Here is an 11,049-nt window from a genome sequence, read left to right on the forward strand (position 1 = left end):
GAGACCTAGGGGGACTGCCATGCCGGCGACCGGACGCGTTGCGTTGCCGCTGATTCTGATAGCCTGCACCGCACTTGCGGGCTGCGGCGGCGTGGACCGTGACATCACCCTGCGCAAGATTCGCAACACCTCCGACGGGCCCGAGGAATTTACCATCGTTCCCGGCAAGCCGCTGGAGGCCCCGCCGAACTTCGTCGAACTGCCCGCACCCACGCCCGGCGGCTCCAACCGCACCGATCAGCAGCCGATCGCCGATGCGGTCGCAGCCCTTGGCGGCCGCCCCGGCGCGCTGAACGACAGCGGTATCTCCGCCGCCGACGGGGCGCTGGTGACAGCAGCTGCCCGCCGCGGTGTCGACCCGTCCATCCGCCCGACTCTCGCGGCAGAGGACGAACAGTTCCGCCGCCGCAAGAGCCGCGCCAACCAGTTCCGCATCTTCGGCGGCGACGAATACTACCGCGCCTACCGGAATGAATCGCTCGATCCGCTGGCGACGCAGCGCATCTGGCGCAGCGCCGGGGCCCCGACCCCCTCCGCGCCTCCGGGCGGCAAGGCTCGCTGAGGCGTTTCCAAGGCTGTAATTCCTGCCACCATTGGTCGGATCCCTTCTTCGATCCGGACCATTCAATGGACCCGCCCGACGCTTACGCCGGGCAGCGCCGACCGTTTGACCCGGAATGCCCGCAGGTAGACCGAGCCGACAGCCCCCTCACGCCCCCCTCAAACTCCCGTCATCACAACCGGGCCGAGTTGCGCGCCGGCCGCGTTGGCCTATGGTACACACCAACCCCAGAGCGGCCCCGTGCCGCCGCACCGCGACATGACAAGAGGATCCCGGATGCGCCTCCCCCTCCCGGCCCTGCTGGCCTCGGCCTTCGCCCTGCTGACCACCGCCGCGCAGGCCGCCAGCGACATGGTCACCGACTTCACGCTCGACAACGGGATGGAGGTCGTGGTGATCGAAGACCACCGTGCCCCCGTGGTCGTGCACATGGTCTGGTATCGCGCCGGCGCGGCGGACGAAACACCGGGTGTCTCCGGCGTGGCGCATTTCCTTGAACACCTGCTGTTCAAGGCGACGGACAAGCTGGCCTCGGGCGAACTGTCCAAGACCGTGGCCGAGAACGGCGGCACCGACAACGCCTTCACCTCCCACGACTACACAGCCTATTTCCAGCGTGTCGCCGCCGACCGGCTTGGCCTGATGATGTCGATGGAGGCCGACCGGATGCGCAACATCCGACTCACCGAAAGCGATATCCTGACCGAACGCGAGGTCATCATAGAGGAGCGCAACCAGCGCACCGAGAACTCCCCCCAGGCACTGTTCGGGGAACAGGCAAGCGCGGCGCAGTATCTCAATCACCGCTACGGCACGCCGATCATCGGCTGGCGGCACGAGATGGAGCAGCTCGATCTCGACGACGTCATGGCCTACTACAACCGCTTCTACGCGCCCAACAACGCCATTCTCGTGGTTGCGGGCGACGTGACGCCGGAGGAGGTAAGGACCCTCGCCGAACAGCACTACGGCCCGATCCCCGCCAATCCCGATCTGACCGAACGCGTGCGCCCCGAAGAACCCAGACAGACCGCGGAGCGCCGCCTGATCTTTCGCGACCCCCGCGTCGCGCAGCCCTATGTCAGCCGCTCCTACCTCGCGCCCGAACGCGACCCCGGCGACCAGAAGACCGCCGCGGCCCTTACCATGCTGTCAGAGGTGCTCGGCGGGGGCCAGACCGGCTACCTGACGGAAAAGCTGACCTTCGAACAGAACAAGGCCGTTTACACCTCTGCCTACTACGGCGGCCAGTCGCTCGACGATACCACCTTCGGCATCTACATCGTCCCGGTCGAGGGGGTGTCGCTGGAGGAGGCTGAGAAGGCGCTCGACGATACGCTGGCACAGTTCCTCAGGGACGGCGTGGACGAGGCCAAGCTGGACCGCATCAAGATGCAGATCCGCGCCAGCACGGTCTACGAACGCGACAACGTGCAAAGCCTTGCCCGCCGCTACGGATCGGCCCTGACCGAAGGCCTGACGGTTGAGGACGTGCAGGCCTGGCCCGACATCCTCCAGTCCGTGACGGAGGAAGACATTCTCGTCGCCGCGCGCGACGTTCTGAACCGCGACCGCGCCGTGACCGGCTACCTGATGGCGCCCGAAGGCCAGCCCTCCGCCCCGACCCCCGCTGCCGCCCCGCCGCAGGCAGAGTCCCAGTCCCAGGAGATCAGCCAGTGATCCGTTTCGTCCTTCCCCTGATCCTCGCCCTCGCTGCTGCCCTCCCCGCCCGTGCGGAGGTGAAGATACAGGAGGTCACCACCCCCGGCGGGCTCAAGGCCTGGCTGGTTGAGGAACACTCGATCCCCTTCACCGCGCTGGAAATCTGGTTCCGCGGCGGCACCTCGCTCGACCGGCCCGGCAAGCGGGGCGCTGTCAACCTGATGACCGCCACGCTGGAGGAAGGCGCCGGCGACATGGACGCGCTTGCCTTCACCCGCGCGAAGGAGATGCTGGCGACCGATTTCGACTATGATGTCAGCGACGACACGCTCACCGTATCCGCCAAGTTCCTGACCGAGAACCGCGACAAGGCCGTCGCCCTGCTGCGCGAGTCCCTCGTCAACACCCGTTTCGACCAGGAGGCGATCGACCGCGTGCGGGGGCAGGTGATCTCCATCATCCGCTCGGACGAAAAGGACCCGAACGACATGGCCGGGCGCGCCTTGTCCGAACAGGCCTTCGGCGACCACCCCTATGGCACCGTGTCCAATGGTACGGAAGAAAGCGTAAACGCCCTCACCCGCGACGACATGCTCACCGCCCGCGACGACACCATCGCCCGCGACCGGGTCTACATCGGCGCGGTCGGCGACATCACGCCCGAAGACCTCGCCACACTCCTCGACGACCTGCTCGGCGACCTGCCCGAAACCGGCGCCCCCCTGCCCGAGGACATCGAACCGGCGCTCACCGGCGGAATTACCGTCATTCCCTACAACACCCCACAGTCCGTCGCACTTTTCGGCCATGCCGGCGTGTCCATGGACAGCGACGACTTCTTCCCCGCCTACCTGCTGAACACGATCCTTGGCGGCGGCGGTTTCGAAAGCCGCCTGATGCACGAGGTCCGCGAGAAACGCGGCCTGACCTACGGCATCGGCAGCTATCTGGTAGACAAGGACCACGCCGATCTCTGGCTCGGCCAGGTGCAGTCCGCCAACAACCGCATCGCCGAGGCCATCGAGGTCACCAAGCAGCAATGGGCCGAAGCCGCCGAGAAAGGCGTGACGGAGGAGGAGCTGGCCGCCGCCAAGAAATATCTGACCGGCGCCTACCCCCTGCGTTTCGACGGCAATGGACCGATCGCCAACATCATCACCGGCATGCAGATCCAGGGCATGCCGATCGACTACCCCGCCACCCGCAACGACAAGGTCAATGCGGTCACGCTGGAACAGGTGAACGACGTGGCCCGCCGCTACCTGAAACCGGACAACCTGCGTTTTGTGGTTGTCGGACAACCCGACGGACTGAGCAGCACGAACTGACGCAGCGTTTCACTGGCCGTGGTACTGGGGCAAACTACCTGAACTTTTCGGCGCTTTAAGGTTACTCGCGGTTGCAATTTTTGAAAAATGCAACCACGTGTATACCGGAATGCGATAACCCGGAACGGGCTGTTTCAACCCCTCTGACCGGACAGGTGACGATGACCAAGATCCATAATCTGCAGACACCGCAGAGCGTGATACCGAAGCAATGGCACCGCAGCTACCCGCCCTCCTCCGTCTCCGGAACGGGGTGGATGCTGGACGCCCTCGACGACCTCGCCGCCTTTGCGCGCGACCGCGAACTGCCAGAGATCGCGGACCGCGTGCAGGAAGCCAGGGCCGAGATCGCACCCTACCTCGAATACCAGGACAGCTGAGCCTCAGGCCAGCGCCGACCCCGGCCGGATCCATCCCGTCGTGGTACCCCGGCAGTTGGTGACAGGCGCGTTCCAGTACTTCGTGACGACCGGATGATCGGGCGACAGCACCCCGGCACGGATCAGCAGCGCGGTGATCGCACATTCCGCCCCCCGCGTGGTCCCGTCGATCACCTTCAGCGCGATACCCAGCCCCAGCTCCGGCAGGATGCCGGTGAACACGGCCTCCGCCCCGGTCTTGACCGTGACCCGCCCGTCCATCGCCCGCATCAACCCGGTGCAGGCGCGCCCCTCACCCGCGACCAGCAGCGGATGCCGTGCCATCGCCGTGGTAATCCGCGCCGCCGCTTCTGCCCGAGCCCCGCTCTTGCGATGCGCATTGGCAAAGAACCCCATGGCCCGCGCCAGCCCGGCGAGCGAGGTCGAGAAGTTCGGCGCCGAACACCCGTCGATCCCGTAGCCCGTGCTGACCTCGCCCGTCACATCCTCGAACGCCGCGCGCACCGCCTTCTGCACCGGATGATCCACCTCGACATATTCCGTTCCGCCGCCAAGCTGCCGGTTGAGCATCAGGAACCCGCAATGCTTGCCGGAACAGTTGTTGTGCAGCTGGCAGGGCTCCTCCGACTGGCGGATGAGCCGGTGCTGCTCGGTCTGGTCCTGCGGCATGTGCGACCCGCAGCGCATGTCCCGCTCCGACAGGCCCAGGTCGGACAGCCAGGCCGCCGCCATCTCCGTATGCACGGACGCGCCGGAATGGGACGCGCAGGCAAAGGCGACCTGCGCCTCGCTCAACTCCGCCCCGCTTTCCACCAGCGGCAGCGCCTGGATCATCTTGCAGGACGACCGGGGCAGCATCACGATCTCGGGATCGCCCCAGGCCTCGACGATCTCTCCCTCGCCGTTGCAGATCACCGCATGCCCGGAATGCACGCTTTCCATGACATCCCCGCGCCAGATCTGCGCCAGTTCCACCGCACTCGACATCGCCCGCCCTTCCTTGCAAAATCTTGCCAATCGCTCTTTCGTCATTGGCAGATTTCCGACTATTGTTGCAATGTCGAGTACGATATTGCTCGCAAAACCGGCCATCAGGGCCGCAGGAGCAGACAGAGGCAAGGACAGCTTGGAGGCTGAATTCATGAATTCCCGTAAGATGCCGGGTCTGACCGCGCTTGCCGTGATCGGAGCCATCGGCGCGACCACCGGCACCGTTTCGGCCCAGCAGGTCAGCGAGAACATCGTCAGCGAACAGCAGGACTGGGCCGTCTACGAGGACGCCGACCCAAAGGAATGCTGGGCCGTCGCGGCCCCGAAGGAAACCGTCAACACCAAGGATGGCCGCGTGGTCACCGTGACCCGGTCGCAGATGCTGCTGATGACCTTCTTCCGCCCCGGCGCGGGCGTGGACGCGCAGGTCACATTCACCGGCGGCTACCCCTTCGCGCCGGGCTCCACCGTCAACCTGAACGTGGACGGCAAGGAATTCGAACTCATCACCCAGGGCGAATGGGCCTGGCCGGAGAACAAGTCGGTCGATGCCCAGATCGTCGCCGCCATGAAGGCCGGTTCTTCCGCCATCGCGACGGCCCGCTCGTCGCGTGGCACGCAGACCAAGGACACCTTCTCCCTCACCGGCTTCACCGCCGCCGTGACCGAGGCGCAGAACCGCTGCAAATAGGACGTCACGACGTCATCGACAGGCTGCGTCCCGGCGTGCATCCTCCTCCCGAACCGCTTCGGGAGGAGTTTTCATGTCAACAATCGCCCTGTTCTGCCTGCTATTCGTCATCCTCTTCCACGCCCTCGCCTTCGTCGGCGAGGCCTTCCTGTGGATGCGCCCCGCCCTGCACCGCGGAATGATCCGAAAGGTGAACCCGGGGCTCGACATGGACCCGGCGGATCAGGCCCGAGTCACCCGGATCCTGATGATCAACCAGGGTGTCTACAACCTGATGATCGCCCTCGGCGGCATTGCGGCCCTGATGTCGCCGGGCGCGACAGGCACCGCGCTCGCCACCTATGTCTTCGCCTTCGCCATCGCCGCCGGCGCGACTCTCGCCTTCACCACCGTCGCCTTTGTCGGCGCCGCGCTTCAGGCCACCCCGGCCCTGATCGGGCTCTGGTTCCTGCTGTCGTGACCGGGCCGGAGGGGGGAGTTCCCAATTCCGCCCGAATCCCGTATAAGCCGGGGCTTGCCGCAGGATCCCACACCATGACCGACGCACCAAACGCCCCGATCACTCAGGACCTTATGACGATCCCCCGGAAACTGCCCGAGGGGAAACCGAACATCGTCGGCCTGACCCGCGACGCCCTCCGCGCCGCGCTGATCGACATGGGCACGCCGGAAAAACAGGCAAAGATGCGGGTCAACCAGCTCTGGGCCTGGGTCTATCACTGGGGCAAGCGCGACTTCGCCGAGATGACGAACCTCGCCAAGGACTTCCGCGCCAAACTGGCCGAGACCTTCGTGATCGAAGTGCCCGAGGTCGTGTCGAAACAGGTCTCTGCCGACGGCACCCGCAAATACCTCGTCCGCATCGCCGGCGGGCATGAGGTAGAGGTCGTCTATATCCCCGAATCCGACCGCGGCACGCTCTGCATCTCCTCCCAGGTCGGCTGCACGCTGACCTGTTCTTTCTGCCACACCGGCACGCAGAAACTGGTGCGCAACCTGACCGCAGGGGAAATCGTCGGTCAGATCATGGTGGCCCGCGACGACCTCGGCGAATGGCCCGTCCCCGGTGCACCAAAGGACGAGACGCGGCTTTTGTCGAATATCGTGCTGATGGGCATGGGCGAACCGCTTTACAACTTCGACAACGTGCGCGACGCGATGAAGATCGCCATGGACCCCGAGGGCATCTCCCTCTCCCGCCGCCGCATCACCCTGTCGACCTCCGGCGTCGTCCCCGAAATCGCCAAGACCGCCGAGGAGATCGGCTGCCTTCTCGCCGTGTCCTTCCACGCCACCACGGACGAGGTGCGCGACCGGCTGGTGCCGATCAACAAGCGCTGGAATATCGAAACGCTTCTGACCGCGCTGCGCGAATACCCCCGCCTGTCGAATTCGGAACGGATCACCTTCGAATACGTGATGCTCAAGGATGTGAACGACAGCGACGCTGACGCGCGTCGGCTGGTCAAGCTGATCTCGGGCATCCCGGCCAAGATCAACCTCATCCCCTTCAACGAATGGCCCGGCGCGCCTTACGAACGGTCCGACTGGTCCCGGATCGAATCCTTCGCCGACATCGTGCACAAGGCCGGCTACGCCTCTCCGATCCGCACGCCGCGGGGAGAGGACATCATGGCCGCCTGCGGGCAGCTCAAGTCCGCGACCGAACGCGCCCGCAAGTCCCGCGCCCAGATCGCACAGGAAGCCGGGCTCTCCTGATTTCCCCGGAAAGGGGCTCTGCCCCTTCGGCCCTCACGGGCCTCATCCCCGGGATATTTCGGACAAGATGAAGCATCTTTCATCTTGCCGAAAGTATCCCGGGGGAGTCCGAAGGACGGGGGCAGCGCCCCCGCGTCGTCCATCACGGGACCGGCACTTGCCATTTCCGCCCGGCCCCGGTCACATGCGCCCATGCCGCACGACCACCACCACCATCCCATCCCCGACGCCGGCGACCGGCGTCTCTGGCTCGCCACGGCGATCAACGTGCTCCTCACCGTCGCGCAGATCGTCGCCGGAATCTTCTCCGGCTCGCTCGCCCTGATCGCCGACGCGATCCACAATCTCTCGGACGCGATCACGCTGGTGCTGGCCCTCGTCGCGCGCCGCATCGCCCGCCGCCCCGCCGACGCCGCCATGACATTCGGCTACGGTCGGGCAGAGGTCGTCGCCGCGCTCATCAACTACACCACGCTCATCACCGTCTCCGTCTGGCTGGCCTTCGAGGGCGTCATGCGCCTGTTCAATCCGGCCGAGGTCGAAGGCTGGACCGTTGTCGTCGTCGCCGGCATTGCCCTTGTCATCGACGCCGCCACCGCCCTGCTCACCCTGCGCATGGCGAAAGACAGCATGAACGTCCGCGCCGCCTTCCTGCACAACCTCGCCGATGCCATGGGATCGGTCGCGGTGATCGTCGCCGGCACGCTGATCCTGCTCTACGACTGGCGGCTGGTGGATCCGGTCGTGACCCTGATGATCTCCGCCTACATCCTGTGGCACGCAGCGTCGGAGATCATGCCGGTCATCCGCATCCTGATGATGGGCAGCCCCGGCGATCCGCATGCCGAAGAGGTCCTGCGTGAACTCCGCGCCCTGCCCGGCGTCGTCGATGTCCACCACCTTCACCTCTGGCGCATGCAGGAACACGAGACCGCGCTCGAAGCGCATATCGTGCAGGAAGTGCCGAACGACTCGCTCCGCCGCCGCGCCAAGGCCCTGCTGGCCGAGAAGTTCCACATCCACCATTCGGTGATCGAGATCGAACATGTCGACACCGCCTGTCAGGGCGTGCCGGCCATCGGTCACTGACAGCTTCCGTCCCGCCGGAACCCCCGCGCGGCCTGCATGTCGTAATAGTCCTTCAGCGACCGGCCCCGTTCCTCCCGGAACCGCCCGCCCTCAGCAATGTGTGAAAACCGGTCGACGCGGAAACTGCGGAAATCCTCCCGCAGCTCGCACCAGGCGACGAGCGTCCAGACCTTGCCCCAGAAATAAAGCCCGAGCGGCCGCAGCACGCGGCTGCTCTGACGTCCCTCCTCGTCCTCGTAGTCGGTCTTCAGCAGCACCCGCCCGTTGATCGCCCCCTCGACAAGGTCGAGCCGGGCGCGCACCTCCTCCGACATGCCGGAAAAGTCGATGGCATGCACCTGCACCCGCTCCGCCCGGGCCCGCGCCCCGTCGGGCATCACCGCGTTGATCTTGACCAGCGCCTCCTCCGCCGCAGCCGCCATGGCCATGCCGCCCCAGGCCCGGATCAGCCGCGCCCCCGCGACCAGCGCCACGATCTCGTCCTGCGTGAACATCAGCGGCGGCAGGTCGTACCCGGCCCGCATGACGTAGCCGACCCCGGCCTCCCCCTCCACGGGAACGCCGGAGCCGACGAGATCGGCGATGTCGCGGTAGATCGTCCGTTCGGAGACCTCCAGCCGCTCCGCCAGCTGCGCCGCGGTGGTGAGCCGACCGCCCCTCAGATACTGGACGATCTGGAACAGGCGGTCGGCCCTCCGCATCAGGACGCCGCCATTTCGAACAGCCCGATGGAGTTCCCGTCCGGGTCCTCGCAATAGGTGAAGTTGCCCACGGGGATGGAGATCGGACCCGCCACCACCTTGCCGCCCGCCACCTTCAGCCGGTCGGTCGTCGCGGCCAGCGTGTCGGGCACGGCCAGATGGATCGTCGGCCCCGTCCCCGGCGCGGCGGGACGGCCGGGATAGAGATGGCCGTGCACTCCGGACATGTTGCCGCTGAAATTGGCGACGGGGTTCGGCCCGCTGTCGTCCCTGTTCAGCGTCCAGTCGAATACGGTGCCATAAAAGGCGATGGCCCTGTCGATGTCCGTTACCGGGATTTCGGTCCAGACGGTTGTTGCGCGGTCGGTCATGTCAGTCACTCCGAAGGGGTTGCAGTGACGCCTGTTTCGCATACCCCTCCTGACAGCCTTCTGTCAGGAGGGTTTCGCGGTCAGTGGTGGATAAGAAGCCCACACCGCAGCATCCCCCGTAGGGTGGGCTTTCAGCCCACCTCCCGCAGCCATCCAAGCCCCGCATCCACGTCCCCCGCCGGCACATATTCCGCACTGACCCAGCCCGCGTAGCCTTCCGCATCCAGCCGAGCGAAAAACCCGGCGAGGTCGATCTCTCCGCTCCCCGGTTCATGCCGCCCCGGATGGTCCGCGACCTGCACATGCCGCACCAGCGCGCGGTGCCTGTCCCACGTACCCGCCACGTCGCCGGTGATGCGATGCGCATGATAGGCATCGAACTGCAGCCCGAGGTTGTCTGCCCCGACCGCCCCGATCACCCGCGCGGCAAGGTCGAAATCGTTCAGGAAGTACCCCGGCATGTCATGCGGATTGATCGGTTCGATCGTCAGGCTCTGCTCAGGCGCTTCGGCACAGGCCCAGGCAAGGTTCTCCGAGAAGACCGCCTCCGCTTCGGCTCCGTCCGCCACGCCGGCCATGATGTGCAGGTGATCCGCCTTCAGCACCTGCGCCTGCCGCAGTGCCCGACGGAAGTCGCTGCGGAACCTGTCGCGCGACTCCGGCACCGCCGCAAAACCGCGCGCCCCGCCGGTGTAGTTCGGAGGAGGGCAGTTGATGAGCGCCAGCGGCAGCCCGGTCCGCGACAGCGCATCGCGAATCTCCGGCGCGGGCGTGTCGTAGGGAAACAGGATCTCCACCGCTCCGAACCCCGCCGCGGCCGCCGCCACGATCCGGTTCGGGAGGCTCAAGTCCTTCCAGAGAAAAGAGATATTGGCGGCGAATTTCGGCATGGCGGTCTCCGGTCGGGGCGTGCCGACTAGAGAGACCGGTCCATTAAGACCCTGTCAACTCTTCCGAGGGGATGATCGGAAAGAACCTGCCCCCCGACCAGATCCCGAACCATTGCCGCCCCTCATGCTCATGATGTTCCCCGATCTCCACCAGCCGGTAGAAGCTCTTGCGGTCGATCAGCGCCTCAAGCCGGTCGCGCACCAGCACGTATGGCGAAGGTTCGCCGGTTTCCGGATCGCGGGCCACGCGGATCGGCTTGTCCGGACCCGCCTCGGTTGCATCGCCGACGTTGGTCAGGAATCGCAGCAGCTGCGACTCACCCGTGCCCTCCACCTCGAAATCCACCGCGACGAAAGGCGCGTCCTCCACCGTGATCGTGACCTTTTCGACAGGCGTGACAAGCACATAGCTGTCCCCGTCCTTGCGCAGGATGGTCGAGAAAAGCCGCACCAGCTCGGGCCGGTTGATCGGAGATCCCTGATAATGCCAGGACCCGTCACGCGCGATCCGCATGTCCAGCGCGCCGCAGTCCGGCGGGTCCCATTTGTGCACCGGAGGCAGGCCGCGCCCCTTGCTCGCTGCCTTGGCAGAGGCAGCAATCCCCTCTGCGCTGGCTTTCACGGTATTTTGTGAACTCATTGCTTTTGTCATTCCCATGCGCCGCG

13 protein-coding genes are annotated in these 11,049 nt (G+C 65.9%); 8 read left to right on the top strand and 5 right to left on the bottom strand.

The window, feature by feature from the left end:
* Nucleotides 1-43: 43 nt before the first annotated feature.
* From IEV87_RS16850 to IEV87_RS16865, 4 genes are all read left to right on the top strand, one after another.
* Nucleotides 44-562, top strand: a complete 519-nt coding sequence (locus IEV87_RS16850) for a DUF3035 domain-containing protein (RefSeq protein WP_188478978.1) — start codon at nucleotides 44-46, stop codon at nucleotides 560-562.
* Between the two features lie 276 nt (nucleotides 563-838).
* Complete coding sequence (locus tag IEV87_RS16855) at nucleotides 839-2,242, top strand: M16 family metallopeptidase (protein ID WP_188478979.1); 1,404 nt, start codon at nucleotides 839-841, stop codon at nucleotides 2,240-2,242.
* A complete protein-coding gene (locus tag IEV87_RS16860; protein ID WP_188478980.1) occupies nucleotides 2,239-3,552 on the top strand; it encodes a M16 family metallopeptidase in 1,314 nt (437 codons plus the stop codon). Before IEV87_RS16855 ends, IEV87_RS16860 begins: the two co-directional genes overlap by 4 nt.
* A gap of 161 nt (nucleotides 3,553-3,713) precedes the next feature.
* Nucleotides 3,714-3,932 (top strand): hypothetical protein, encoded by a 219-nt coding sequence (locus IEV87_RS16865; RefSeq protein WP_188478981.1) that lies wholly within the window; start codon nucleotides 3,714-3,716, stop codon nucleotides 3,930-3,932.
* Nucleotides 3,933-3,935: 3 nt separating this feature from the next.
* Here IEV87_RS16865 and IEV87_RS16870 read toward each other — a convergent pair whose 3' ends face one another.
* On the bottom strand, nucleotides 3,936-4,919 hold the full coding sequence (locus IEV87_RS16870; protein ID WP_188478982.1) for an asparaginase: 984 nt from the start codon (nucleotides 4,917-4,919) through the stop codon (nucleotides 3,936-3,938).
* Nucleotides 4,920-5,073: 154 nt separating this feature from the next.
* On the opposite strand from IEV87_RS16870, the gene IEV87_RS16875 reads away from it, so the two are divergent.
* The 4 genes from IEV87_RS16875 (at nucleotide 5,074) to IEV87_RS16890 (ending at nucleotide 8,421) form a co-directional block, all read left to right on the top strand.
* Nucleotides 5,074-5,613 (top strand): invasion associated locus B family protein, encoded by a 540-nt coding sequence (locus IEV87_RS16875; RefSeq protein ID WP_188478983.1) that lies wholly within the window; start codon nucleotides 5,074-5,076, stop codon nucleotides 5,611-5,613.
* A gap of 73 nt (nucleotides 5,614-5,686) precedes the next feature.
* The gene (locus IEV87_RS16880; protein ID WP_188478984.1) at nucleotides 5,687-6,073 is read left to right on the top strand and encodes a DUF1304 family protein; all 387 of its coding nucleotides are present in this window, start codon (nucleotides 5,687-5,689) and stop codon (nucleotides 6,071-6,073) included.
* A gap of 74 nt (nucleotides 6,074-6,147) precedes the next feature.
* The gene (gene rlmN, locus IEV87_RS16885) at nucleotides 6,148-7,332 is read left to right on the top strand and encodes a 23S rRNA (adenine(2503)-C(2))-methyltransferase RlmN (protein WP_188478985.1); all 1,185 of its coding nucleotides are present in this window, start codon (nucleotides 6,148-6,150) and stop codon (nucleotides 7,330-7,332) included.
* 192 nt (nucleotides 7,333-7,524) lie between these two features.
* Nucleotides 7,525-8,421, top strand: coding sequence for a cation diffusion facilitator family transporter (locus IEV87_RS16890; protein ID WP_188478986.1), 897 nt, complete (start codon nucleotides 7,525-7,527; stop codon nucleotides 8,419-8,421).
* Here the strand turns inward: IEV87_RS16890 and IEV87_RS16895 are convergent.
* The 4 genes from IEV87_RS16895 to IEV87_RS16910 form a co-directional block, all read right to left on the bottom strand.
* On the bottom strand, nucleotides 8,415-9,122 hold the full coding sequence (locus IEV87_RS16895; protein WP_188478987.1) for a helix-turn-helix transcriptional regulator: 708 nt from the start codon (nucleotides 9,120-9,122) through the stop codon (nucleotides 8,415-8,417). The two genes, IEV87_RS16890 and IEV87_RS16895, sit on opposite strands and share 7 nt — an antisense overlap.
* Nucleotides 9,122-9,493: a VOC family protein gene (locus IEV87_RS16900; protein ID WP_188478988.1), complete on the bottom strand. Its 372-nt coding sequence runs from the start codon at nucleotides 9,491-9,493 to the stop codon at nucleotides 9,122-9,124. The genes IEV87_RS16895 and IEV87_RS16900 overlap by 1 nt, the downstream gene beginning before the upstream one ends.
* A 131-nt stretch (nucleotides 9,494-9,624) precedes the next feature.
* On the bottom strand, nucleotides 9,625-10,383 hold the full coding sequence (locus IEV87_RS16905; protein ID WP_188478989.1) for a hydroxypyruvate isomerase family protein: 759 nt from the start codon (nucleotides 10,381-10,383) through the stop codon (nucleotides 9,625-9,627).
* A gap of 43 nt (nucleotides 10,384-10,426) precedes the next feature.
* Nucleotides 10,427-11,023, bottom strand: a complete 597-nt coding sequence (locus IEV87_RS16910) for a DUF1285 domain-containing protein (RefSeq protein ID WP_188478990.1) — start codon at nucleotides 11,021-11,023, stop codon at nucleotides 10,427-10,429.
* Nucleotides 11,024-11,049 lie beyond the last annotated feature (26 nt).

Origin of the sequence: Primorskyibacter flagellatus (genome assembly GCF_014638275.1) — a bacterium.
GTDB lineage: Bacteria > Pseudomonadota > Alphaproteobacteria > Rhodobacterales > Rhodobacteraceae > Pseudooceanicola > Pseudooceanicola flagellatus_A.